General features: G+C 72.2%; 23 protein-coding genes. 12 read left to right on the top strand and 11 right to left on the bottom strand.

Annotated features, from left to right (window positions below; all coding sequences use genetic code 11):
* The first annotated feature begins 8 nt into the window (after positions 1 to 8).
* The gene (locus tag AB0A65_RS21205) at positions 9 to 572 is read left to right on the top strand and encodes a hypothetical protein (RefSeq protein ID WP_359953604.1); all 564 of its coding nucleotides are present in this window, start codon (positions 9 to 11) and stop codon (positions 570 to 572) included.
* Here the strand turns inward: AB0A65_RS21205 and AB0A65_RS21200 are convergent.
* Both AB0A65_RS21200 and AB0A65_RS21195 read right to left on the bottom strand, forming a co-directional pair.
* The gene (locus AB0A65_RS21200) at positions 529 to 1,551 is read right to left on the bottom strand and encodes an LLM class flavin-dependent oxidoreductase (protein WP_359953602.1); all 1,023 of its coding nucleotides are present in this window, start codon (positions 1,549 to 1,551) and stop codon (positions 529 to 531) included. The two genes, AB0A65_RS21205 and AB0A65_RS21200, sit on opposite strands and share 44 nt — an antisense overlap.
* A 31-nt stretch (positions 1,552 to 1,582) precedes the next feature.
* A complete protein-coding gene (locus AB0A65_RS21195) occupies positions 1,583 to 2,971 on the bottom strand; it encodes a class II 3-deoxy-7-phosphoheptulonate synthase (RefSeq protein WP_359953600.1) in 1,389 nt (462 codons plus the stop codon).
* Between the two features lie 138 nt (positions 2,972 to 3,109).
* On the opposite strand from AB0A65_RS21195, the gene AB0A65_RS21190 reads away from it, so the two are divergent.
* The 3 genes from AB0A65_RS21190 (at position 3,110) to AB0A65_RS21180 (ending at position 5,114) form a co-directional block, all read left to right on the top strand.
* Positions 3,110 to 3,733: a cyclodeaminase/cyclohydrolase family protein gene (locus AB0A65_RS21190; protein ID WP_359953599.1), complete on the top strand. Its 624-nt coding sequence runs from the start codon at positions 3,110 to 3,112 to the stop codon at positions 3,731 to 3,733.
* On the top strand, positions 3,730 to 4,578 hold the full coding sequence (locus tag AB0A65_RS21185; RefSeq protein ID WP_359953597.1) for a bifunctional 5,10-methylenetetrahydrofolate dehydrogenase/5,10-methenyltetrahydrofolate cyclohydrolase: 849 nt from the start codon (positions 3,730 to 3,732) through the stop codon (positions 4,576 to 4,578). The genes AB0A65_RS21190 and AB0A65_RS21185 overlap by 4 nt, the downstream gene beginning before the upstream one ends.
* A 146-nt stretch (positions 4,579 to 4,724) precedes the next feature.
* Positions 4,725 to 5,114 (top strand): hypothetical protein, encoded by a 390-nt coding sequence (locus tag AB0A65_RS21180; RefSeq protein ID WP_359953595.1) that lies wholly within the window; start codon positions 4,725 to 4,727, stop codon positions 5,112 to 5,114.
* A gap of 18 nt (positions 5,115 to 5,132) precedes the next feature.
* Here the strand turns inward: AB0A65_RS21180 and AB0A65_RS21175 are convergent, their stop codons facing one another.
* The 3 genes from AB0A65_RS21175 to AB0A65_RS21165 form a co-directional block, all read right to left on the bottom strand.
* Positions 5,133 to 5,552: a hypothetical protein gene (locus AB0A65_RS21175; RefSeq protein WP_359953593.1), complete on the bottom strand. Its 420-nt coding sequence runs from the start codon at positions 5,550 to 5,552 to the stop codon at positions 5,133 to 5,135.
* A 173-nt stretch (positions 5,553 to 5,725) separates the two neighbouring features.
* Positions 5,726 to 6,751, bottom strand: a complete 1,026-nt coding sequence (locus AB0A65_RS21170; RefSeq protein WP_359953591.1) for a 6-phosphofructokinase — start codon at positions 6,749 to 6,751, stop codon at positions 5,726 to 5,728.
* A gap of 110 nt (positions 6,752 to 6,861) precedes the next feature.
* Complete coding sequence (locus AB0A65_RS21165; protein WP_359953590.1) at positions 6,862 to 7,410, bottom strand: polyadenylate-specific 3'-exoribonuclease AS; 549 nt, start codon at positions 7,408 to 7,410, stop codon at positions 6,862 to 6,864.
* 328 nt (positions 7,411 to 7,738) lie between these two features.
* Between AB0A65_RS21165 and AB0A65_RS21160 the strand changes: the two genes are divergently transcribed.
* The gene (locus tag AB0A65_RS21160; RefSeq protein WP_198667126.1) at positions 7,739 to 8,428 is read left to right on the top strand and encodes a Crp/Fnr family transcriptional regulator; all 690 of its coding nucleotides are present in this window, start codon (positions 7,739 to 7,741) and stop codon (positions 8,426 to 8,428) included.
* 57 nt (positions 8,429 to 8,485) lie between these two features.
* Here the strand turns inward: AB0A65_RS21160 and AB0A65_RS21155 are convergent, their stop codons facing one another.
* Positions 8,486 to 9,166, bottom strand: coding sequence for a lysophospholipid acyltransferase family protein (locus AB0A65_RS21155; protein ID WP_359953926.1), 681 nt, complete (start codon positions 9,164 to 9,166; stop codon positions 8,486 to 8,488).
* 211 nt (positions 9,167 to 9,377) lie between these two features.
* On the opposite strand from AB0A65_RS21155, the gene AB0A65_RS21150 reads away from it, so the two are divergent.
* Both AB0A65_RS21150 and AB0A65_RS21145 read left to right on the top strand, forming a co-directional pair.
* Positions 9,378 to 10,148: an alpha/beta fold hydrolase gene (locus tag AB0A65_RS21150; protein ID WP_359953587.1), complete on the top strand. Its 771-nt coding sequence runs from the start codon at positions 9,378 to 9,380 to the stop codon at positions 10,146 to 10,148.
* Positions 10,141 to 10,635 (top strand): DUF308 domain-containing protein, encoded by a 495-nt coding sequence (locus AB0A65_RS21145; RefSeq protein ID WP_359953585.1) that lies wholly within the window; start codon positions 10,141 to 10,143, stop codon positions 10,633 to 10,635. The genes AB0A65_RS21150 and AB0A65_RS21145 overlap by 8 nt, the downstream gene beginning before the upstream one ends.
* A gap of 207 nt (positions 10,636 to 10,842) precedes the next feature.
* On the opposite strand, the gene AB0A65_RS21140 is transcribed toward AB0A65_RS21145, so the two are convergent.
* Both AB0A65_RS21140 and AB0A65_RS21135 read right to left on the bottom strand, forming a co-directional pair.
* The gene (locus AB0A65_RS21140) at positions 10,843 to 11,472 is read right to left on the bottom strand and encodes a hypothetical protein (RefSeq protein WP_359953583.1); all 630 of its coding nucleotides are present in this window, start codon (positions 11,470 to 11,472) and stop codon (positions 10,843 to 10,845) included.
* Complete coding sequence (locus AB0A65_RS21135) at positions 11,469 to 12,818, bottom strand: NAD(P)-binding domain-containing protein (RefSeq protein WP_359953581.1); 1,350 nt, start codon at positions 12,816 to 12,818, stop codon at positions 11,469 to 11,471. Before AB0A65_RS21135 ends, AB0A65_RS21140 begins: the two co-directional genes overlap by 4 nt.
* 159 nt (positions 12,819 to 12,977) lie before the next feature.
* Here AB0A65_RS21135 and AB0A65_RS21130 point away from each other — a divergent pair, with 159 nt between their 5' ends.
* Together AB0A65_RS21130 and AB0A65_RS21125 are read left to right on the top strand one after the other, a co-directional pair.
* Positions 12,978 to 14,102 carry a cytochrome P450 gene (locus AB0A65_RS21130; RefSeq protein ID WP_359953580.1) on the top strand — a complete coding sequence of 375 codons (1,125 nt, stop codon included), beginning with the start codon at positions 12,978 to 12,980 and terminating at the stop codon, positions 14,100 to 14,102.
* A gap of 80 nt (positions 14,103 to 14,182) precedes the next feature.
* Positions 14,183 to 14,668 carry an NUDIX domain-containing protein gene (locus AB0A65_RS21125; protein ID WP_359953579.1) on the top strand — a complete coding sequence of 162 codons (486 nt, stop codon included), beginning with the start codon at positions 14,183 to 14,185 and terminating at the stop codon, positions 14,666 to 14,668.
* A gap of 138 nt (positions 14,669 to 14,806) precedes the next feature.
* Here AB0A65_RS21125 and bioD read toward each other — a convergent pair whose 3' ends face one another.
* From bioD to bioA, 3 genes are read right to left on the bottom strand one after another with little or no spacing between them, the layout of a single operon-like run.
* Complete coding sequence (gene bioD, locus AB0A65_RS21120; protein ID WP_359953577.1) at positions 14,807 to 15,460, bottom strand: dethiobiotin synthase; 654 nt, start codon at positions 15,458 to 15,460, stop codon at positions 14,807 to 14,809.
* Positions 15,457 to 16,587 (bottom strand): aminotransferase class I/II-fold pyridoxal phosphate-dependent enzyme, encoded by a 1,131-nt coding sequence (locus AB0A65_RS21115; RefSeq protein WP_359953576.1) that lies wholly within the window; start codon positions 16,585 to 16,587, stop codon positions 15,457 to 15,459. Before AB0A65_RS21115 ends, bioD begins: the two co-directional genes overlap by 4 nt.
* On the bottom strand, positions 16,584 to 17,906 hold the full coding sequence (gene bioA / locus AB0A65_RS21110; RefSeq protein WP_359953574.1) for an adenosylmethionine--8-amino-7-oxononanoate transaminase: 1,323 nt from the start codon (positions 17,904 to 17,906) through the stop codon (positions 16,584 to 16,586). The genes AB0A65_RS21115 and bioA overlap by 4 nt, the downstream gene beginning before the upstream one ends.
* 395 nt (positions 17,907 to 18,301) lie before the next feature.
* On the opposite strand from bioA, the gene AB0A65_RS21105 reads away from it, so the two are divergent.
* The 3 genes from AB0A65_RS21105 (at position 18,302) to AB0A65_RS21095 (ending at position 23,900) form a co-directional block, all read left to right on the top strand.
* Positions 18,302 to 19,600, top strand: a complete 1,299-nt coding sequence (locus AB0A65_RS21105; RefSeq protein ID WP_359953572.1) for an MFS transporter — start codon at positions 18,302 to 18,304, stop codon at positions 19,598 to 19,600.
* A 122-nt stretch (positions 19,601 to 19,722) separates the two neighbouring features.
* The gene (locus tag AB0A65_RS21100; protein ID WP_359953570.1) at positions 19,723 to 20,967 is read left to right on the top strand and encodes a TIGR00300 family protein; all 1,245 of its coding nucleotides are present in this window, start codon (positions 19,723 to 19,725) and stop codon (positions 20,965 to 20,967) included.
* A gap of 224 nt (positions 20,968 to 21,191) precedes the next feature.
* On the top strand, positions 21,192 to 23,900 hold the full coding sequence (locus tag AB0A65_RS21095; RefSeq protein WP_359953568.1) for a cellulose binding domain-containing protein: 2,709 nt from the start codon (positions 21,192 to 21,194) through the stop codon (positions 23,898 to 23,900).
* The last annotated feature ends 109 nt before the right edge of the window (positions 23,901 to 24,009 follow it).

The raw sequence follows: 24,009 nt of genomic DNA, 5'->3' as shown, positions 1-24,009 counted from the left end.
ACCCGCCCATGATGACCCCGCCTTCCACGCCGCTGCCGCCGGAGCTGCTGCACCGCAAGCCCGGTACCGTCACCGCCGCGCAGGTGATGATGTGGCTCCAGTTCTCGTTCCTGATCTGCTGCGGGACGGGCACGGGGATGATCGGGCTGTTCTGGACGTCGGTGGACTTCGACGACTTCGGGTTCGAGGAGGACATCGCGAAGGGGTTCGAGGACCTCGCGGCGCTGCTGGTCGTGGTGATCGCGGCGACGATCATGATCGTGATCCTGTACGGGATCCTCGCGGTGAAGATCGGCGCGGGGCGGCGGTGGGCGCAGGTCGCGACGATCCTCATCATGCTCGGGTCGATCGTGACCGGCTTCTACGGCCTGTACGCCGGGTTCCAGGTCGGGGACCTGGAGACGTCGGTGGTCGACGGGTCGCGGCTGGTGTGGACGCTGCTGGGCCTGTCGATGCCGATCGTGACGCTGCTGTGCCTGTTCACCGGGTCGGCGAACCAGTGGTTCCGGCAGAAGGGCCGGGACCCGCTCAAGGGCCTGCCGCCGCAACCGCCGGTGTACCGCCCGTACTGAGGACCGCGCCGAGCGCGGCGATGTTGTCGCGCACGGCCTCCGGGTCGCCGCGGCCCTCCACGAGGAGGAGCTGCCGGGCGACGCCGGTGGCCTCGGCCGAGGCGGCGAGCCGTTCGGCCACGTGGGAGGCGGTGCCGACGGCGTGGCGGCCGATCATCCAGTCGACGTAGGCGCCGTGGTCGCGCTGGGTGCGGCCGGGTTTGAGGGACACGTACTGGCCGGTGCCGCGGACGAGGAGCTCGGTGAGGGATTCGCGGAGGCGGCCGGTCTCGGCGGGCGTGTCGGCGACGTGGGCGAGGTGGGTCGAGACGTGCTCGGCCGCATCGGGGTCATGCCCGGCGGCCTCGGCTTCGTTGCGCCATGCCCCGATCAGCGAGCAGTGCTCTTCGTCCGGAGCGTGCATCCCGAGGAGGAGCGGCAGTCCGAGCCGTCCGGCGAGCCGCGCGGTGCCCTCGCCGGTGGCGGCGACCCACAGCGGGGTTCCGGCGCCGGGCGGCATGACGCGGACGGGCAGGACGTCGAAGAACTCGCCGGCGTGGGCGACCTCGGTGGCGCCGGAGAGCCAGGTGGTGAGGAGGCGCAGGCCCTCCTCGAAGCCGCGTTCGTAGCGGTCGAGGCCGGAGCCGAACACGTCGAGGTCGATCCAGGGGCCGCCGCGGCCGACGCCGAGGCGGAACCGGCCGGGCGCGAGGGCGTCGAGGGCGGCGGCCTCCTCCCCCAGGGCCACGGGGTGGCGGGTGGAGAGGACGGCGACGGCCGTGCCGATCTGGATGCGCTCGGTCGCGGCGAGGAGGTGCGCGGCCATGAGGGTCGCGGAGGGGCTGGCGCCGTACTCGATGAAGTGGTGCTCGGCGGTCCAGGCGCCGTCGAGTCCGGATGCTTCGGCCTGGCGCGCATAGGAGACGACTCGGCGGAGCGATTCCGCCGGTGCGGTACCGGGGAACACTCCGCCGAGCAGGAACACGTCGTGTGCACTCATGCACACCACTCTATGGGTCAGTGCAATGAGATCAGTGGCGCAGCATCTCCGCGACGAGGAACGCCAGCTCCAGCGACTGCTGCGTGTTCAGGCGCGGGTCGCACGCGGTCTCGTACCGGTCGGAGAGCTGGTCGTCGCGGATCTCCTGGGCGCCGCCGACGCACTCGGTGACGTCCTCGCCGGTGAGCTCGATGTGGATGCCGCCCGGGTGGGACCCGATGCGGCGGTGGACCTCGAAGAACCCGAGGACCTCGTCCACGACCTGGTCGAACGCGCGGGTCTTGTACCCGGACGCGGACTCGAAGGTGTTGCCGTGCATGGGGTCGCACTGCCACACCACTTTGCACCCGGCGGCCTCGACCTTCTCGACGATCGGCGGGAGCAGGGTGCGGACGTTCTTGTGGCCCATGCGGGTGATGATGACGAGCTTCCCGGGGACGTTGTCCGGGTTGAGCTTCTGGCACATCTCCACGACCCACTCGGGCGTGGCGGTCGGACCGATCTTGCAGCCCACCGGGTTCGCGACGCGCGAGAGGAAGTCGATGTGGGCGCCACCGAGCTGGCGGGTGCGCTCGCCGTTCCAGACCATGTGGCCGGAGAGGGCGTACGCCTTGCCGTCGTAGATGCGGGTGAGCGCCCGGTCGTACTCGATGGCGAGCATCTCGTGGGACGCGAAGACCTCCGCGGTGTGGAGGTTGTCGTCCTCGACGCCGCACGCAGCCATGAAGCGCACGGCCCGGTCGATCTCGCGGCCGATGGCCTCGTACCGCTCCCCGGCCGGGGAGGTCCGCACGAAGTCCTTGTTCCAGTCGTGGACGGCCATGAGGTCGGCGAGGCCGCCGCGCAGGTAGGCGCGGAGCATGTTCATGGTGGCCGCGGAGTTCGCGTACGCGCGGATCATCCGCTGCGGGTCGACGACCCGGGCCTCCTCGGTCGCTTCGAGCGAGTTGAACATGTCGCCGCGGTACACGGGCAGGCCGAGCGAGTCGGTCGCGGCCGAGCGCGGCTTGGAGTACTGGCCGGCGATGCGGCCGACCTTGACGACCGGGAGCGACGCCCCGTAGGTGAGCACGACCGCCATCTGGAGGAGCGTGCGCATGTTCGCGAGGACGTGGTGCTCGGTGTTGTCGATGAACGTCTCGGCGCAGTCGCCGCCCTGCATGAGGAACGCGCGGCCCTCGCACACCTCGGCGAGTCGCTCGCGCAGGTGGTCGACCTCGTAGGGCGCGACGATCGGCGGGACGGCGGCGAGCACGCCGGTCACGTCCTCGACCTCGGCGTAGTCGGGCCACGGGGGGACCTGCTCGCGGGGCAGGTCCCGCCAGGCGTCGAGCTGATAGCGCTCGGCTTCGTCCTCGTCGGCGACGACGGGGACGAGGCCGGGGTTTCGCAGGTCATGCCATTGGCGGTTCACGCGCATATCGTACGCGGGGGGCCGCGGCGGCGGTGACGCCGATTTGGCAATCCCATGGGGTGGGCCACTGCGCGCACAGGCCGCCGCGACACACTCGGCGTCGTGGAGACATCCCACCTTTGACGTCGCGTCTAGGCTGGTCGGGTGCGTAAGACGACGATTGATGAGTGGCTGTCCGACCTCGCGTCGGACAAGCCGGCGCCCGGCGGGGGCGCCGCGGCGGGGGTGAACGCGGCCATGGGCGCCGCCCTGGTCTCCATGGTGTGCAACCTGACGATCGGGAAGCCGAAGTTCGCGGAGCACGAGGCGGTGATGCGGGAGGTCCTGGCCGAGGCCGAGCGGCTCCGGGGCGAGGCGCTCCAGCTGGCCGAGGACGACGCCGAGGCGTTCTCCGGCGTGGTCGCCGCGTACAGGCTCCCGAAATCCTCCGACGAGGAGAAAGCCGCGCGGACCGCGGCGATCCAGTCGGGCCTGGTCGAGGCCGCGGCGGTGCCGCTGGCGGTCGCGCGGGTCTCGGCGGAGGTCATCAAGCTGTCGGGGCGGGTCCTGGAGGGCTCCAACCCGAACGTGCTGTCCGATGTGGCCGTGGCGGCGTCGGCGGCGAAGTCGGCGCTGGAGTCGGCGGCCCTGAACGTGGACATCAACCTGGTGTCGATCAAGGACCCGGCCGAGCGCGAGCGGCTCGCTGGCGCCCTGAACGAGGCTCTCCAGGCGAAGGTGCAGGCCGAGGCGATCATGCACGCGGTGGCGAAGCGGATCCGCGCATGAGCGACATCGACGGGCGCGCGGTCGCCAAGGCGATCCGCGCAGACGTGGCCGCCGCGGCGGCGAAGCTGCGGGCCGAGGGGACGGCCCCGACGCTCGCGGTCGTCGTGCCCACGAACGATGAGGGCACCGCCTGGTACGTGCGGTCCATCAAGAAGGCCGCCGAGAAGGAGGGCGTCGACTGCCGCATCGAGCAGCTCGACGCGCCCGGCAAGAGCGAGATCATCGCGAAGCTCCAAGAGCTGTCGGCCGATCCGGACGTGCACGGGATCATCTGCCAGACGCCGCTGCCCGACGGGGTGACGCTGCCCGAGGTGGGCTGGTACATCAGCCCGTTCAAGGACATCGACGGCGCGAACTCCGAGGGCCTGGGCCGCCTGGCGCAGGGCCGCCGCACGTGGGCCCCGGCGACGGCCGCGGCCGTGCTGGAGCTGCTCAAGCGCGAGGGCCTGGAGCTGTCGGGCGCGCGGGCCGTGGTGGTCGGCCGCTCGACGGTGGTCGGCAAGCCCGCGGCGCTGCTGCTGCTCAACGAGTCGGCGACGGTGACCGTGTGCCACTCGCGCACGAAGGACCTGGCCGCGGTGTGCCGCGAGGCCGACGTCCTGGTCGCGGCGGTCGGCCGCGCGGGCATGATCGGCGCGGACTTCGTGAAGCCCGGCGCCACGGTGATCGACGTGGGCACCAACCCGACCGACGACGGCGGGCTGGTCGGCGACGTCGACTACGCGGCCGTCGCCCCGGTCGCGGGCCGCCTCACCCCGGTCCCCGGCGGCGTCGGCCCGGTGACCACGGCGCTCCTCCTGCGCCACACGGTCGAGGCCGCGGAACTGACCAAGACCCACCCGTAAGCACCGCAACGCGAAACGGCCGGGAACCCATTGGTTCTCGGCCGTTTCGCGCGCTTTGAACCAGGTCGGGCAAGTGGCGGATACCCGACAGACATGGGCGACTACCGGACGTAGCGTTAAGACTCCGCACGCAAAGGAGGTCTCGAATGACACGTCGTCTCGCCTTCGTGGCGACCGTCGCCGCCATGATCCTGGCGGTGTCGAGCCCGGCGATGGCGTTCCAGCACGACCGGGTCCACAACCCGGTGCTGCACTGGGCGCTCGACATCGCGACCCTGGCCATCGTGGTCGCGCCCATCTGGACGGCGCTGCTGTGGGGGCGGGGCCGGAGCAAGTGGCTGCTGGTCGGGCTGATCGGCATCGTCCAGCTGCCGGTGGCGATCCTCGGGTTCTCCCCGGGCGCCTCGTCGCTGTTCGCGGGCACCGGCCTGTTCTTCGGGCTGGCGATCACGGCCGCGGCCATCGTCTACACGCGGCGGGCCACCCGCCTGGAGCGCGCCAAAGCGGCCGACGCGCAGGCCGCCGAAGCGGACTGAACCGGGCCCGGCAGGGGCCTACCGGACCGGGCGCGCGGTGACCGCGCCCGCCACAACTCCATCCTCCGGATCGACGAGGAACCGCCGGGCCGGGCTCCCCGAGCCCAGCTCGAACCCGCGGGCCCGGTCGCCGTCGAAGAGCACCCGCAGCAGCGGGCACCCCGCGAGCGGCCCGTCGAACCCGCCCGAGCCGGGGTCGCGGTAGGCGTGCCACGAGCAGTGCGCCTCGCCGACCCAGCCCCAGGCCCGGTGGGTCTCGCTCCCCCCGAACCGGTAGACCCCGACACTGAGCACCCGGTCCCCGACCGGACGCCGGTAGAAGTCGGCGGCGAGCCCCCTGACCGGGACGCCCTCGAAGTCGACGTCCTCAAGGGTCTTGTGAAACGTGAAGTCGGCGAGATGCGGGATCTCGCCGACTTCCATGCGGAGATCGGTCATCTGCGAATCGGTGAAAGCGACGGGCACGCCCGGTCTAACGACCGGGCGTGCCCGTGGTTGCGCGTTCGCAGTGCTTTGTGGCCGGTCCGCCTTCAGCTCCCCTTCAGGAACCCGCAGGTAGCGTTGAAAACGGGGGGCCCACCCCAGCGGGCGGGACCGGCCTCCGGCGTGCGCTACACGCCGAAGAAGACCTCGGCGTCGGCGTAGCGCTCGACCGGGACGGTCTTGAGCACGTCGGTGCCCTCGTGGATCGGGATGCGCACGACATTGGTGCCCTGGAGCGCCATCATCTTGCCGAAGTCGCCCTCGCTGACCGCGTCCGCGGCCTCAAGGCCCAGGCGGGTCGCGAGGACCCGGTCGAACGCCGACGGGGTGCCGCCGCGCTGGAGGTGGCCGAGGATGATCGCGCGGGTCTCGATGTCCGCGCGCTCCTTGATCTGCGCCGCGACCCAGTCGCCCACGCCGCCGAGCTTGACGTGGCCGAACGCGTCGACCTCGCCGTCCTTCAGCACCATGCCCTCCTGGGCGTGCGCGCCCTCGGAGACCGCGACGATGGTGGCCTTCCCGGCCTCCTTGCGCTCCTTGACGAAGTTCGCGACCTTCTCGATGTCGAACGCGACCTCGGGGATGAGCGTCACGTTCGCGCCGCCCGCGATGCCCGCGTGCAGCGTCATCCAGCCCGCGTGGCGGCCCATGATCTCCACGACGATGCACCGGTCGTGCGAGTCCGCGGTCGTCCACAGCCGGTCGATGGCCTCGGTCGCGATGTTCACGGCCGTGTCGAAGCCGAACGTGTAGTCCGTGCCCGACAGGTCGTTGTCGATGGTCTTCGGCACGCCGACGCAGTTCACGCCGTCGGCGGTCAGCTTCGTGGCCACGCCCAGGGTGTCCTCGCCGCCGATGGCGATGAGCGCGTCCACGCCCAGGTCCGCCATGTTCTTCTTGATGGCCTCGACGCCGCCCTCGATCTTGTAGGGGTTCGTCCGCGAGGAGTGGAGGATGGTGCCGCCCTGGTCGAGGATGTTCTCGACCACGTCCCAGTTCAGCTCCTGGGTGATGCCCTCGATCGGGCCCCTCCAGCCGTAGCGGAAGCCCACGAACTCGTGGCCGTATTCCTTGGTGCCCTTACGGACAGCGGCTCGGATGACCGCGTTGAGACCGGGGCAGTCGCCGCCGCCGGTGAGCACGCCAATGCGCATGCGTCTAACTCCCTAGAAGTGAGGACTGTTAACTGGGCGGCCTCATTGCCGAAACTTCGCCCACCATATATCGGGGCCCGGGAGCGGCGACCAGGGGTTCAGGACGGTGGTCAGCGGTGGGACTCGACGATGCCCGAGCGCTCCGCGCGCACCGCTTCGAGGGCCTTCCACCGGGCCAGGTTCAGCTTCGCGTCCGTCAGCGCGTCGTGCATGTCCGCGTCCGGGGTCACCGGCAGCTCCGGCCGCCCCAGGTCCTCCCAGCGCTGGCGCAGGTCCTTCGTCATCCGCGGCAGCGCGCGCGGCAGCTCCGGCATCGTCCCCCACAGCTGCGCGAGCACCACGTGGTCGTACGCGCCGATCCACGCCCACAGCTCCGCGCGCTCCCCCGGGTGGCTGCCGGTCTTGCGGCGCACCGGCCCCACCAGGAACTCGTACAGCTCGTCCCGGATCGTCGCCCGGTCCTTCCACAGGTGGCTCGACGGGGCCGGGAGCTTGTCGAGGACGTTGCGCCGCACCCACTCGATCGCCCGCGACGGGTCGAACTCGGTCGACACGGCGTAGTACTCGCGGCCGTGCTCGTCGACGACCGCGATCGAGACCAGGTCGATCGTGCGACCGTCCTCGATGAACTCGGTGTCGTAGAAGTAGCGGTACGCCACGCATCGGCCTTTCGTATGATCACGGGCGGTCTGTTCGGCCCAGAATCGGGCGCCGCCCGTATGTCGCCGGACTGGAGTCGACGCTACGCCATACGATCAGGCAGCCGGAATCTGACCTCGCAATCTGCATATGAGAAGCGCGATACCGGACAATAGACGCGAAAGCACGTAGACTCGATCGTACGCGCGGCCGAGCGACAAGTGCACCGTCTGGACACACGACCCAACGGAGCGTGAAGTTTCCGACACCGGGCTCTGTACAACGACGGAAAAGACAGCGATCATCGGAGGGAGCCCGCGACCCGGGACCCACCGAAGGGGGAGAACTATGGGTGTCAGCCCATCTGAAGACCCGCTTGCAGGCGTCGCCATGTTCGCCGGCCTCGACCCGCAGGCGCGGCGGCAGATCGCGGGCGTGGCCGTGCAGCGCCACTACCGGCGCGGGCACCTCCTGTTCTTCGAGGGCGAGCCGGGCGAGTCGCTCATCATGATCCGCTCCGGCGCCGTCAGCGTCTTCCGCACCGCGGCCACCGGCGAGCGGGCCATGCTCCACGTCGCCCGCGCCCCCGAGGTCCTCGGCGAGGTCTCCCTCCTCGACGGCTCCCCCCGGTCGGCCAGCGCGGAGGCCCTGGAGGACACGTCGGCGCTGGCGCTGGCGCGCTCGTCGTTCCTGGAGCTGGTGCACGGCAACCCGAAGATGCTCGACGCGGTGCTCAGGTCGATGGGCATGATCGTGCGGCGCCTGACGGAGCAGTCCTCGGACCACGTGTTCCTGGACCTGCCGGGCCGGGTGGCGAAGACGCTGGTGCGGCTGGCGGAGCAGCACTCGTCGCCGATGACGACGATCGAGCTGAACCAGACGCAGCTGGCGGAGATGGCGGGCGGGTCGCGCCAGAGCGTGAACCAGGCGATAGGGATCTTCGCGAACCGCGGCTGGCTGCGGACGGAGGGCCGCAAGATCGTGGTGGTGGACCTGCCGGCGCTGCGGCGGAGGGCGGGGTTCGGGGGACCCGAATAGCGGTGCAGTGGGGGACCCGAGTAGCGGTGCAGCGGGGGGCCCGAATAGCGGTGCCGGCTATTCCTTCTTCTGTTCGCGCGCTTTGACGTTCGCCGCGTACTCGTCGACGTAGTCCTGGCCGGTGAGCTCGCGGAGGGCGTCCATGACCTCGTCGGTGACGGCGCGTTCGATGAACCTGTCCCCCACGAGGTCCCGGTACCGGTTGAAGTCCAGCGGCGGCCCGAACTTGATGCGGACGCGGCCGATCCGCGGGATGCGGCGGCCGATCGGCTGGAGCTCGCCGGTGTTGAGCATGGCGACCGGTACAACCGGGGAGCCAGTCTGGAGGGCGAGGCGGGCGACGCCGGTCTTGCCGCGGTACAGGCGCCCGTCGGGCGAGCGCGTCCCTTCGGGGTAGATGCCGAACAGGCGGCCCTCGGTGAGGACCCGCTTCCCGGTGTCGAGGGAGACGTTCGCGGCGTCGCCCCCCGCGCGGTCGACGGGGATGGCGCCGACGGCGTTCATGAAGACCCGCACGAACCAGCCCTTGAAGCCGGTGCCGGTGAAGTACTCCTCCTTGGCGATGAAGGTGACCCGGCGCGTGACGACCAGGGGCATGAAGAAGGAGTCGGTCACGGCGAGGTGGTTGGAGGCCAGGATCGCCGGGCCGTCGTCGGGGACGTGTTCGAGTCCGTCGACCTTCGGGCGGTAGACCACCCACAGCACCGACCCCAGCGTCGCCTTCAGAAACCACCACATGATCACGGGTCCAAGCGTATCGGCAGCGGTCAATCCCGCGGACCGGCGTCCGCCCCGGGCGGGCGTTCCGGGCCCGCGAGCGGTGGCAGGGCGGGGCGGGCGCGTGCGAGAATGGGCACGCAGAGCGAAAAGGGACCTCCCCGGCCGCGGCCCCGGGCCGCTCCGGGCCGGGCGGGTCCGGCGCCCCACATTCGGCGAGCCGGGAGGCGACGTGACGATCGATTCCGAGGAGTTCGCGTTCGACCTCGGTCCTGACGCCAAGGCCACGATGGTGCTGTGCCACGGGTTCACGTCGGACCCGGCGTCGATGCGGCCGTGGGGCGAGCACCTGCGGGACGCGGGCTTCAACGTCATCGCGCCGCTCCTGCCGGGGCACGGCGAGACATGGCAGGTGCTGGCGAAGACGACGTGGCAGCAGTGGTACGCCCGCCTGGAGCAGGCGCTGGACGAGGCGCTGGCCCTGGGCCTGCCGGTGTTCGCGGGGGGCCTGTCGATGGGCGGGTCGCTGTGCCTGCGGCTGGCGGAGCAGCGCGGGGGCGACCTCGCGGGGCTGGTGCTGGTGAACCCGGCGATCTTCGACAGCAAGCGTGAAGGATTCCTGGCGCCGGTGCTGCGGTACGTGATGCCGAGCGTCGCGTCGATCGGGTCGGACCTGAACAAGCCGGACGTGCGGGAGCAGACGACCGACCGGACGCCGGTGGCGGCGTACGTGTCGCTGCGGAGGCTGTGGAAGGTGACGCGGCCGGAGCTGGCGCGGGTGACGGTGCCGTTGCGGCTGTTCACGAGTGCGCAGGACCATGTGGTGAACCCGCGGAACAGCGCGGTGGTGCGCGCGGGGGTGCGGTCGAAGGACGTGGAGGCGACGGTGCTGCCGAGGAGCTTCCATGTGGCGACGCTGGACTACGACGCGGAGACGATCTTCTCGGGGAGCGCCGAGTTCATGGAGCGGCAGCTGGCGAAGGCGCGGTCGGTCCATGACTGAGCGGGGCGAGGAGCCCGAGGCCGGCGGCCAGGAGGACGGCCGGGAGGGCGAGCTGCTGCCGGAGGACGTGGACCGGCGGTTCGAGGAGCTGGTGCGGGGTCTTGAGGACCCGTCGCTGTCGCAGTCGCCTGAGCCGGAGGAGGAGGTCGCGGCGGAGGCGGTGACGCCGCCGTCGCGGATGTCGTCGTCCGATGAGGAGCCGGGCCTGCTGGAGCTGTGGGACGCGGACCTGCCGGAGGACGAGGAGGACGAGTACCGTCCCCCGGAGCCGCCGCCGGTGCCGTGGCCGAGCCTGCCCGCGGTGGGCGGGGTGCTGCTGATCGTGGCGGGCCTGGCGCTGCTGGTGAATCCGGGCATGGCGCCGCTGGGGACGAACCCGGGCCGCCTGGTCGGCTTCGTGGGGTTCCTCATCGGCGTGTGGCTGCTCATCAGCCGCCTGCGCCCGGACAAGGACGCCGACGACACGGACGACGGCGCGGTCGTCTGACTCTTCCGGGGGACGCGCTTCAGCTCCCCTTCAGCTCTCCCCCGGTAGCTTGGAAACCGGGGGCCCTTTCCCGACGCCCCGTCGAGGCTGCCGTGTGCGCTGCGATGCGGCGGGCCGCTTCAGGTTCCCTTCAGCATTCCCCCGGTAGCTTGGAAAACGGGGGGCCTTCCCCAGGGCCCTGCCGGGCCCTTGGCGTGCGCGCCGGGGCTATTCCTTTCGGGCGAGCCAGGAGAGGATCGCGTCGAGGAGTCCTTCGGCGCCGGCGCCTTTGAAGACGTCGTCGGGGGAGCCCGCGAAGGTGAGGGGCGCGATGCCGTAGGCGTCGGCGACGGCCTGGGCGTCCTTCGACTGGGTCTCGGACTCGGCGACGACGAGGAGCACGGGCGGGCCGCCGACGGGGGTCGGGGGCTGCTTCGGGACCTGCTGCGGGGAGACGAGGACGAGCGCGGAGGCCGGGTAGCGGCCCGCGGCGATCGCGGCCCAGGCAGCGCCCTCCTTGTGTCCGATGAGGACGGTCTGGCGGGGCACGGTGACCGCGGCCTGGACGAGGTCGTGGGCGCGGGCCTCCAGGCCGCCGTCGGCGGCAGGGGTGCCGCCCTGGCCGCGGACGCTCACCGAGGCCGCGTACCGGCCGGTGCCCGCGATCCGCTTGAGCCACAGGGCCTGGAAGGCCGCGGCGCCGGCGGCGTCGCCGGTGCAGCAGAGGACGGGGCTGGCCTCGGGGTCGTCCTTGATCTCCATGTCGAAGAGGTCGGCGGGTTCGAGGTAGGCGTACTCGCGCGCGACCGGCGCGGGGGCGGGGGTGCGGGCGCGCCGGACCCAGGCGGCGAGGCTCATTTGGCGGGCTCCTGTTCGAGGGTGTCGATGATGCGGCCGAGGCTGGCGAGGTAGGTCCCGGCGTCGACGGCGAGCCGGTGGCGCGGCGACGTCCCGGCGGGGGCGGTGTCCTGCTCGGCCTCGGTGCGGACCTGGATGCGGAAGTTCGCGGCGCGCTCGGGGTCGCTCTTGCGCACCAGGAGCCAGTGGGCGATCGCGTGGGTCTGCCAGTGGACGATCGGGAGGACGCCGACGCCGGGTTCGACGAGGCCCGCGACGGCGAGGGTCTCCATCTTCGGGGAGAACATGCGCGCGTACAGGTTCGGGTACGGCGACTCGTCCTGGATGCCGAGGAGCTTCGGGTCCACGGACGTGAACTTCGGCCGGTAGCCGGTGGCGAGGACGACCAGGTCGGGGCGCATCTCGGTGCCGTCGGCGAACGCCACGTCGAAGCCGTCGAAGCGGGCGACCTCGCCGCGGCGGCGGATGGAGCCGTCGCCGACGTGCTCCATGTAGCGGCCGTTGCGCACCGGCTCCTCCTCGAACGGCTTCCCCTCGGCGACGACGCCCATGCGGGCGGCGAGGCTGGCGGGGCCCTTGAGGAGGCGGTCGGTGAGGAAGCGGCGCAGGAACTTCGGACGGGCGGCGAGGCGCGCGAGCGCGTAGTCGCCGGGTTCGCCGCCGAGGTACTTCGGCAGGTGCCAGGAGCCGCGGCGCACGGAGTGGGTGCAGGAGGCCGCGTTCACGGCCGCCTCGCAGGCGATGTCGGTGCCGGAGTTCCCGCCGCCGATGACGAGGACGTGCTTGCCGCGCAGGCGGGACGGGTCCTTCAGCTGCGAGGAGTGGAGGACGGTGCCGCGGAACTGGTCCAGGCCCGGGTAGGACGGGAGGTTCGGGGACCAGTGGTGGCCGGTGGCGATGATGACCGCGGCGTAGCGCAGGCGCCGGGCGGCGTTGCCCGCGGCGGGCTTGACGACGACCTCGAAGCGGGAGCCCTCGACGGGTTCGACGTGGGAGATCTCGGAGCCGTACCAGATGTGCTCGGAGAGCCCGAAGTGCTTGGCGTACGCGGTCAGGTAGGTGAGCATCTGCGCCGAGGACGGGTAGTCGGGCCAGTCGTCGGGCATGGGGAAGTCGGGGATCTCGGTCTGGGACCGGGACGTCACGAGGTGCGTGTTCGGGTACAGCGGGCTGTGCTGGTTCTGCGGGTTCCAGAGGCCGCCGAGGACCGTGTCCCGCTCGTAGCAGTCCACTTCGAAGCCGTTCTCGCGGAGGTTCTTGACGGCGATGAGGCCCGCGGCCCCGGCGCCGATCACGCAGACGGCCTCGCCGCGGTCGTACGCGGCCTGGGAGGAGTACTCCTGCAAGGGAACGGTCTCCTTCTGTGGGCATTGGGTGCTGCGCCGGACGGCGTTCCCGGTGCGCCGCGCCCGCGGGCGCGGCCGTCCGGGGTGAAATGCGCCGAAAGACTGCAAGCAGATTACCGTGAGCGGACCTCGTACTTTCGGGGGAGGTAGGCTGCGCCCGTGCTGTTCGAGCTGTGGAAACATCCGCGCCCCGCAGCCCCGGTGTTCCGGCGCGACGGGCAGGTCGTGGTCGCCTCGCACCGCCTCGCCCGCGAGGTCCTCGCCGACCGGGAGCGGTTCTCGTCCGCGAACGCCCTGGACGCGGTGGTCCCCGTCCCGGCCGGGCCGCTCCGAGAGCTCGCGTCCCACCGGTTCCGGCTCCCCGCGACCCTCGCGAACAACGACACCGCGACCCACGGCCCGATCCGCGAGCGCTTCGGCGAGGTCTTCGCGCCCGCCAGGGTCGCCGCTCTGCGCCCCTGGCTCACCGGCCTCGCCCGCCGCGCGGCCGCCGTTGCGGCGCACCGGCTCCGGGCCGGGGAGGACGTGGACCTCGACGCGGCCGTGTCCTCGGAGGTCCCGCTCGCCGCGCTCGCCCGGCTCATGGACCTCGACGTGGCCGCGACCAGGGAGGTCAAGCGGTTCAGCCGGGCCGCGCTCGAACTGTTCTGGGGCGACCCGGACCCGGGGCGGCAGCGCGAGCTCGCGGAGGACGTCGGGCCGTTCCACGCGCTGCTGCGCGCCCGCGCCAGGACCGCGGGCGGCGCCACCGGGGACCTGCGCGACGCGTACGGCGAGGACGCTGCGACCGCGGCCCTGTTCTTCCTCCTGGTCGCGGGCCAGGAGACGACCTCACAGTTCCTGACCCTGCTGCTGCACCGGCTGCTCGAGGAGCCCACGCTGCTCGACCACGAGCCCGCCTCGATCGTGGAGGAGGGCCTGCGGCTGCTCCCCCCGATCACGTCGTGGCGGCGGGTCGCCCTGCACGACACCCAGATCGGTGACGTCGCGGTGCACGCCGGGGACTCGGTCCTGGTGTGGCTCGCCGCCGCGGGCGCCGACGAGGGCGTGGCCGAGTGCCCGGCGCGGATGGTCCCGGGCCAGCGCGGCTCGCGGCGCCACCTGGCGTTCGGGGCGGGCGCGCACCGGTGCCTGGGCAGCCAGTTGTCGCGCCTGGAGGCGGAGGTGGTGGTCGCGGAGCTGGCGCGGCTGCTCCCCCGCTGCGCGGTGGTCGCGGCGCCGGTGAGCGACCCGAACCTGTCCTTCCGCATGCCGAGCCCGCTCGTGGTGCGGCTGCGTGGCTGAACGACGCGCGACTGAACGACGCGGGCCTGACGCGCGCTAATGCGTTGCGGCGCGGTGCATGCGCTTGCCAGACTGGCGGGATGTCTGAGCGATTCTTGAAGTTCCGCCAGCGCGGCACCGCCTACGTCCTGCGGGAGGGACCGAGCGGGACGGAGGTGCTCGTGATGCTCCACGTGGACCGGCCGGAGGACGGCGTGCAGGTCCCGGGCGGCGGGGCGCGGCCCGGCGAGACGCCCGGTGAGACGGCGATGCGGGAGGCCGCGGAGGAGACCGGCGTCAGGAACCTGGTGTTCGGGGAGGTCCTGGGCTCCAAGCTGATGAAGGTCGACTGGGTCGCCTACGACTACCAGGTGAACACGTACTCGTGGATGACCACGACGGACCCGCGGGACGCGTGGGACCACACGGTGCCGCACACGGGGGATGGGGACGACGGGCTGCGGATGCGCGCGGAGTTCCGTCCGATCGGGGATTCGGGGATCGACTGGGGCCTGGACTGGCTCCTGGAGTTCGCGGTGCCGCGGTACCTGGCGCGGCGTGAGGCGCGGGATTCGCTGTCCGCCTGAAGAACTACCGCCTGAAGAGCTGCCGCGCGATGCGGGCGCCGGGGGTAGGGGCGCCCGCATCGCGTTGATATGGCCCGATTGGGCCAGATCGCTGCCAAATGTAGCGGGGTAGTGCAACCGCCGGGTCTGGCGGCGCGGTCAGGGCCGTTCGGGGAGGGCGAGCCATTCGGTGGCGGCGAGGCGGAACGCCTCGGGGTCGAGGGCGGCGGCGCCATCGGGGATCCAGCCGAGGCGGTCCCCGGTGAGGTCGGTGAGGTTCTCGTACTCGGCGATGCCGGGGTCGTGGGGCCAGGCGCCGACGAGGATCGCAGCGGGGACGCCGCGGTGCGCGAGCGCTTCGAGGGTGAGCGCGGTGTGGTTGAGGGTCCCCAGGCCCGCGCGGACGACGACCACGGCGGGGCAGCCGAGTTCCACGGCGAGGTCGCGGGCGGTCCAGCCGCCTTCGCCGAGCTGCACGAGGAGGCCCCCGGCGCCTTCGAGGAGGACGACTTCGGCAGTCGAGTCGAGCACGGTGTCGGCGACGTCGGCGAGTTTCAGCAGCGGCAGGCCGCTGCGGCGGGCGGCCGCGAAGGGCGCCAAGGGGTCCGGGTAGGCGGCGAGGGCGCGGGCGGGGGCGCCGGAGAGGCGGGTGACCTCGGCGGCGTCGTCGTCATCGCCGGTCTGGGCGAGCTTGACGACCTCGACGCTGCGGCCCTGCCGCATGAGGGCGGCGGCGAGCGCGGCGGTGGCGACGGTCTTGCCGACGCCGGTGTCGGTGCCGGTCACCAGGACCGGGCCGTTGAAGGGGATCACGGTCGTGCCTCCAGGACGGTGTCGAGGGCGTGCGCGAAGTCGGCCGCGGGCACGCCGGTGTTGACGGTGATGCGCAGGCGGGAGCGGTGGTCGGGGGTGGACGGGGGCCGGAAGCAGCCGACGGCGACGCCTCGTGCGGCGCAGCGGGCGGCCCAGGCGGTGGCGGCGCGGGCGTCCCCGGCGGGCGGGGAGCAGACTCCGGCGGCGGGCGCGGGGGTGCCGAGCAGCTCGGCGGCGAGGGCGGACCGGCGGGCGAGTTCGGTTCGGGCGCCGTCGGAGCCGCGGGCGATGCGGAGTGCGGCGGCCGCACCTGCGATGACGGCGGGCGGCGGCGCGGTGTCGTAGATGAAGGTGCGGCCGGTGTCGTGGAGGTGGCGGCGCAGGACCGCGGGACCGGCGACGACGCCGCCCGCGGCGCCGAGCGCTTTGGAGAGCGTCGCGGTGACGATGACGCCCGGGTCGCCCGCGAGTCCCGCGGCGGCGACGCCTCCGGAGCCGTGCGGGCCGACCGTGCCGATCGCATGGGCCTCGTCCACGAGGAGCAGTGCCCCGTGGGCGCTGGTGAGGGCGTGGAGGTCGCGCAGGGGCGCGGCGTCGCCGAGGACGGAGTAGACGGACTCGACGGCGACCAGCGCCGGACGAAGCGTCTTCAACTGCCGTTCGAGGTCGTCGAGGTCGTTGTGCGCGAACGTCTCCGCGCGGCGGCCCGCGAGGCGGGCGGCGTCGTGGAGCGAGGCGTGCGCGTGGGCGTCGAGCAGGACCGGGCCGGTGGCGAGCGCGGCGACCGCGCCGAGGTTCGCGAGGTACCCGGAGGAGTAGAGGACGGCGGTCCCGGTCCCGGTGTGGCGCGCGAAGTCGGCCTCGAACGACTCGTGGACCTCGGTGGTGCCGCGCACGAGCCGCGACCCGCTCGCGCCGAGCCCGTGGTCGGCGAGGGCCTCGGCGGCGGCGCCGAGGACGCCGGGGTGGCGGGAGAGGCCGAGGTAGTCGTTCCCGGCGAGGTCCACGGCCCCGGACCTGACGGCCGCGGTGCGGGTGAGCCCGGCCTTGGCGCGCAGGTCGGCCTTGCGGGACAGGCGGTCCCAGACCGCCGACACCGGCAGTGTCCCCTGGGGCGCGGTGCTCATCCCAGGACCTCGTCGATCGCGCCGTCGAGGGCTTCGACGAGGAGGTCGGCCTCGTCGTCGCCGAGCGTCAGGGGCGGCATGACGACGACGGTGTCGCCGAGGGGCCGCAGCCACACGCCGCGGTCGCGGGCGGCGCGGCAGACGCGGAAGCCGGTGCGGTCGCCGTCGGGGGCGACCTCGACGCCGATCATCGTGCCGAGGCGGCGGACCTCGGTGACCGCGTCCTTGGCGGCCACCGGTTCGAGGAGCTTCCCGAGGCGCTCGCCGAGCCGGTCGGCGCGGGCGACGACGTCCTGCTCCCCCATGACGCGGAGGTTCGCGAGCGCGGCGGCGCAGCACAGCGGGTTCGCGGTGTACGTGTGGCCGTGGAAGAACGTGCGCGGGGACGTGTCGCCGGGGCGGGTCAGGAACGCCTCGTAGACGTGCTCGGCGGCGAGGACCGCCGACAGCGGCAGGTACCCGCCGGTGATGCCCTTCCCGCAGGTGAGGAGGTCGGGGACGACGCCGGCGTGCTCGGCGGCCCACATGCGGCCGGTGCGGCCGATCCCGGTGGCGACCTCGTCGAAGATCAAGAGGGCGCCGTGGGCGTACGCGAGCCGCCTTGCGGCGCGCAGGAACTCGGCGTCGTAGTCGAGCATCCCGGCGGCGCCCTGCATCATCGGCTCGACGATGATCGCGCACACGTCGTCGCCCTGCTCGCGCATGACCAGTTCGAGTTCCGCGACGGCGACTGCGGTGCGGTCGGCCCCGAGGGCCCGGTCCCCGGGCGAGCTCACGCCGATGGTCTCCAGCAGGAGCGGCCGGTACGCCTCGTGGAAGAGGTCGTGGCCGCCGACGGCGACGGCGCCGAGGGTGTCGCCGTGGTAGGCGTGGTCGAGGCGCACGAACTTGGGGCGGGCGCGGCCGGTCTGCGTCGAGTACTGGTAGGCGATCTTGAGGGCGGCCTCGACGGCGGAGGAGCCGTCCCCGGCGTAGAAGACCTTCGTCAGCTCCGGGTCGTCGCCCTTGGGGGCCAGGGCGATCAGGGTCTCGGAGAGCTCGATGCCCGGGATGTGGGAGGCGCCGAGGAACGTCGCGTGGTCGAGCCGCGCGAGCTGCGCGGTGATCGCGGCGTTGACGTCGGGGTGGCCGTGCCCGAGGGTCGTGGTCCACAGTGAGGAGACGCCGTCGAGGTAGCGGCGGCCGTCCACGTCCCACAGCCAGGGCCCCTCCGCGCGGGCCACCACCGTCGGGTCGTCGCCGGTCCAGGTGGCGTGCTGGGTGAACGGGTGCCAGACGGCGGCGGCGTCTCGACTGACCCAGGAGGCACTGGCGGACATCACGGCTCCTTAGCGGTTTCCTACAACGACCGTTGGAGGATACCGTCAGGCATCACGGCTCCCGGGAGCCGACCACCGTTACGGGGCCGTGGCCCGCCGCGACCCTCCTGAAGTGACGCGCTTAGGCTGGGGCGCGGTTTCGCACGGTCGGACCGGACCCACCGGGTCCGTCCGCCTTTTTACACTTTGAACACACTGGGATGCTTGACAACCTCCTGCGCCAGCGGCAGACTAGTGACACTTGCGGCAATCGCGGAGGATTGTCGCTTACCGCCCCTTCAGGTATCGCACCCCCGGTGACGCCTGCGGAGCGCGGGTCCGCCCGCCCCGCCCGCCGAGCCGAGCACCGGCGCCACTGCGGGCGCACGGCAACGTGGAATGGCAGGGAAGGCCCCGTGTCCGACCAGAACCCCAAGGCCGCCGGATCCCCCGGCGGCCCGCCAGAGTCCGACCGGCGCCCGCGGTTCTCCGATGTCGTGCGGGACCGCGAGGCGGCCGCCTACCTGCTCGCGTTCTGCCTCTCCAACGCCGGGTCCATGCTCAACCGCGTCGCCGTCACCGCCCTCGTCTGGGCGAACACCGGGTCCTCGGCGCTCGCGGTCGCCTCCTTCGCCATCAGCTACGCCCCCTACCTGGGCCTCGCGCAGGTCCTCGGCGCGGTCGTCGACCGGTACGCCTACCGGAACGTCATGGTCGCCTGCGACGTCGCGCGCGCCGGACTCGTCGCGCTCCTGCTCATCCCCGGCATGCCCGTGCCCGCGATGATGGCCGTCGTCTTCGCCGTCGCCGCCGTCCAGCCCGCGTACAACGCCGCCCGCACCGCGACCCTCGCGCAGATCCTCACCGGCGACCGCCTCGCCACCGCCATGGCCCTCACCATGAGCACCGCCGGGATCGCGCAGATCCTCGGGTTCCTCGCGGGCGGCCTGCTCTCCTCGGTCGACCCGTATATCGCGCTCGCGGTGAACGCGGCCCTGTTCGCCGTCAGCGCCGTCGCCGTCCTCGGCCTGGTGAAGTACCGGCCCTCCGTGAACAAGCGCGAGGAGCGGCGGCACGTGCTCGCCGAGACCGCCGACGGCCTGCGGATGCTCCGCGACAACCGGGTCCTGCGCACCGTCTCGCTCGGCATCTGGGGCCTGTACGCCCTGACCGCGGTCCCCGAGGGCGTCGCCGTCCTGTGGGCCGCGCACCTCGGCCGCGGCTCCGCGACCCAGGGCCTCATCATGGCGATCGACGCCGCGGGCGCGGTCGTCGCCGTGCTCCTGTTCGCGCGGTTCGTGCGGCCCTCCATGCGGTACAAGCTCATCCGGCCCCTCGCGTTCCTCGCGCCGCTGGCCCTGACGGCCGCGCTCCTGGACCCGCCGCTGCCGGGCGTGCTCGTCCTCGCTGCCGGCGCGGGCGCGGCGACGATGATCATGGCGCCGATGAACGCGACGCTCGCGCAGTGCATCCCCGAGGGGTGGCGCGGCCGCGTCGTCTCCGCCGTCAACGCGGGGCTCCAGCTCAGCCAGGGCATCGCCATCGCCGGGGTCGGACTCGTCGCCGAACTCGGCGTGCCCGTGCCGTACGCGGTGGGCGCGTGGGGCGTCGTCGGGTTCGCGATCCACTTCCTCATCACCCGCGCCTGGCCCGGCCCCGACGAGGTCGAGGCCGCGAAGGCCGCCGCCGCTCCCCCGCAGCCCGCCGCCTCCTGACCGCCCCCTCCGGGCCACTCGCGACGCACCCGGCGGGCGGCGTCTCTCGCCGCACTCCGGTTAGGCTCGACCGGGCGCCGCCGTGCCGGGTCGGGGCGCCGGAAGCGACAGGAGCACTGAACGTGGAACACGCAATGACCGTCGAGCTGCGCGGGCACCTCATCGACCAGGGCGTCTTCGCCCGCGTCATGGACGACGTGCTGGAGTACTCGGGGGCCTACTCGATCGACCGCTTCGACGTGGGGCGCCACCACACCGACGAGTCGTACGCGCAGCTCACCATCTCCGCGGAGACGCCGGAGCTGCTGGAGCGCATCGTCATGCGGCTCCAGACCCACGGCGCGAACCCCCTCGAACCCGGCATCGCCTCGCTCAAACCGGCCCCGCGCGACGGCGTCTTCCCCGAGGACTTCTACTCCACCACCAACTTCGACACCCAGATCCGCCTCAACGGCGGCTGGATGGACGTCGAGAACTCCGAGATGGACTGCGGCATCATCGTCACCGAGGACCACGGCCGCGCCTGGACCCTCCCGGTGTCCGACGTCAAGGAGGGCGAGCTCGTCGTCTGCGGCGGCGAGGGCGTCAAAGTCCTCCCCCTGCCCGAGCCCGAGCGCAAGAGCCCCGAGGCGTCGAACTTCGAGTTCATGAGCGGCGGCGTCTCCTCCGAGCGCCCGCAGGCCCTCCAGGTCCGCCAGATCGCCCAGCACATGCGCGAGGTCAAGGCCCGCGGCGAGAAGATCCTCTGGGTCGGCGGCCCCGCAATCGTCCACACCGGAGCCGGGAAGGCCCTGGAGGCGCTCATCAACGAGGGGTACGCGGACGTCGTGTTCGCCGGGAACGCCCTCGCCGCCCACGACATCGAGTCGAACCTGTTCGGCACCTCCCTCGGCGTCGACCTCGACAAGGGCCACGGCGTGCCGCACGGCCACGAGCACCACATCCGCGCCATCAACAAGATCCGCACCTGCGGGTCCATCGCCGACGCGGTCGAGCAGGGCGTCCTCAAGGGCGGCATCATGCACGCGCTCGTCAAGAACCGCAAGGAGTTCGTGCTCGTCGGCTCCGTCCGCGACGACGGCCCCCTGCCCGACGTGCACACCGACGTCATCGAAGGCCAGCGCGCCATGCGCGCGGCCCTGCCGGGGGTCGGGTTCGCGATCATGGTCGCGACGATGCTCCACTCGATCGCGACGGGGAACCTGCTGCCCGCGAAGGTGCCGCTGGTGAGCGTCGACATCAACCCGGCGACGGTGACGAAGCTGGCCGACCGCGGCTCGGCGCAGGCGATCGGCGTCATCACCGACATCGGCCTGTTCTGCGAGCAGCTCGCGGGCGAGCTGGTCGTGGGCTACAAGCGCGACTAGCACGATCGTGAGGGGCGGCCGGCGAGCGCCGGCCGCCCTTCCGCGTCCCGTCCCCCGGGGTCGCCATGCCAAAGACATTGATTGACATCACATCGATGCCTTACTATATTTGGACGGTAAACTAACGTCCGGCATCCTAGGACCCGAAGCCCGGCACGTCCGGTCCGCGGCGCGGGCCGGGCCGCTTTCGACGCGCCTCCGATGCCCCCAAGGAGAGCAGTCCGATGAGAAGCACCAGAGGCATCGGCCTCGCCACGGTGGGAGCGGTCACACTGGCGACGGCGTTCGTCGCCACGCTGACCGCGCACTCCCAAGAGGCCCAGGCAGAGACGTACGAGTGGAGCAACGCCGCCGTCGCGGGCGGCGGCTTCGTCCCCGGGATCGTCTTCAACGAGACCCAGGAGGACCTGATCTACGCCCGCACCGACATCGGCGGGCTCTACCGGTGGCAGGAGGCGTCCCAGACCTGGAAGCCCCTGCTCGACTGGGTCGGCTGGGACGACTGGGGGTACACCGGCGTCGTGTCCGTGGCGACCGACCCCGTCGACCCCGAGCGGGTGTACGCGGCGGTCGGCACCTACACGAACGACTGGGACCCGAACAACGGCGCGGTCCTCTACTCCGACGACTACGGGGAGACCTGGGGCGTGGCCGAGCTGCCGTTCAAGCAGGGCGGCAACATGCCCGGCCGCGGCATGGGCGAACGCCTCGCGATCGACCCCAGCGACAACTCCACCCTGTACCTCGGCACGCCCAGCGGGAACGGGCTGTGGAAGTCCACGGACTACGGGCACACGTGGGCGAAGGTCACCGGCTTCCCGAACGCCGGGGACTTCGTGGTGACCCCCGGGGACCCGTACCTCGGCGACAACCAGGGCGTCCTGTGGACCGAGTTCTACGGGAACAGCATCTACGTGGGCGTGGCCGACCCGGACAACCCGGTGTACGTGTCCACCAACGACGGGGCGACGTGGGCGCCGCTCGCCGGGGCCTCCCAGATGGGGTCCGTGGACGGGTACCCGAACATCCCGAAGCAGGCCGCGATCGACGAGGTCAACGGCTACATGTACGTCATCACCTCCTGGGACCCCGGGCCCTACAACGGCCCGCCCGCGGACGGGGCGCGCGGCGGCTCGGTGTGGCGGTACCAGATCGCCACGGGCACCTGGACGCAGATCCACCCCGGCCCGAACGCGGCCTCGTACCAGGGCTTCGGGTTCGGCGGCCTGACCCTCGACGCGCAGGACCCCGGGACGCTCATGGTCACCAGCGTCAACGCGTGGTGGCCCGACGAGACCACGTACCGGTCCACCGACTCCGGTGCGACCTGGACGCAGTCGTGGACGTTCAACGGCTACCCGAACCGGGTCAACCGGTACGCGATCAACGCGTCGTCGGTGGGCTGGCTCGACTGGGGCACCTCGCCGAGCGCGCCCGAGCAGAACCCGAAGTACGGCTGGATGATCGAGTCGATGGCGATCGACCCGCACGACTCCGACCGGGTCATGTGGGGCACGGGTGCGACGATCTACGGGTCCACGAACCTCACCAACTGGGACTCCAACACCACGTTCAACGTGACCCCGATGGTCCACGGCCTGGAGGAGACCGCGGTGCAGGACCTCGCGGCGCCGCCGAGCGGCCCGGAGCTGTACTCGGCGCTCGGGGACATCGGCGGGTTCGCGCACACGAGCCTGACGAGCGTGCCCTCGGACTTCTTCCTCGCCCCGGCGATGACGACCGCGACGTCGATCGACTTCGCCGAGCTCAGCCCGAGCACGGTGGCGCGGGTCGGGGCACTGGACGGCACCGTGAACATCGGGATCTCCACGAGCAGCGGCTCGTCGTGGTGGGCCGGGCAGGTGCCGGGCGGCGCCACCGGCGGCGGCACGGTCGCGGTCACCGCGAACGCGGGCGCGATCGTATGGGCGCCCGACGGGTTGACGCCGCAGCGGTCGACCACGTACGGGTCGTCGTGGACGGCGGTCACGGGCCTGCCGACCGGCGCGCGCGTCGAGTCCGACCGGGCCGACGCGAACCGGGTGTACGGGTTCTCCGGCGGCCGGTTCTACTACTCCTCCAATGGAGGTGCGAGCTTCACGCAGGCCGCGTACACCGGGTTCCCGGCGACCGGGAACGTCAGGTTCGGGGCCGTCCCGGGCAAGGCCGGGCACGTGTGGCTCGCGGGCGGGGCCGACGACGGCACGTACGGGATGTGGCGGTCGACGGACGGCGGCGCCTCGTGGACCGCGGTCGCGGGCTTCGACGCGGCCGACACGGTCGGGTTCGGCGCGGCCGCGCCGGGCAAGACGTACCCGGCGATCTACGCGAGCGCCTCGCGCAGCGGCGAGCGCGGCATCTGGCGCTCGGTCGACGAGGGCGCGACGTGGACGCGCATCAACGACGACGAGCACCAGTGGGGCTGGACCGGTTCGGCGATCACGGGCGACCCGAACGTGTTCGGGCGCGTGTACATCGGCACGAACGGGCGCGGCATCATCGTGGGCGAGTCCTCGGACTACGTGCCGACCGACCCGACCTCGTCGCCGACCACGTCAGTGTCCCCGACGCAGTCGACCTCGCCCACGCAGTCGCCGAGCGAGAACCCGACGACCGGCGGGCCGGCGGGTTCGTGCACGGCGACGTGGTCGTCGACGAACGCGTGGCCCGGCGGGTACCAGGGGTCGGTGGTCGTCACGAACAGCACCGGCTCGGCGAAGACCGGCTGGACGCTGAAGTGGACGTTCGCGAACGGCGAGCAGATCGGCAGCCTGTGGGGCGGCAGGTGGACCCAGTCCGGCGGGGCGGTGACGGTGACGAACGAGTCGTGGAACGGCTCCCTCGCCAGCGGCGCCTCGGCGACCGTGGGCTACACGGCCACGATGCCGGGCAGCGCACCGGTGCGGCCGACGCCGACCTGCACGATGACCTGATCGCCGAGACGCATTGGGGGCTAGAGGTAGTGGACCATCCCTAGCCCCCACCCTCCCAGAGGGGACCGTAGCGGCGAGTCTTGCCGAGGGGTGCGACAGAAACGCCCGG

This window comes from Glycomyces sp. NPDC047010, assembly GCF_040644205.1.
In the GTDB taxonomy this organism is placed as follows: domain Bacteria; phylum Actinomycetota; class Actinomycetes; order Mycobacteriales; family Micromonosporaceae; genus Glycomyces.
Note: the sequence above shows the minus strand (reverse complement) of the source record. Positions and strands in the feature narration are given on the sequence as shown.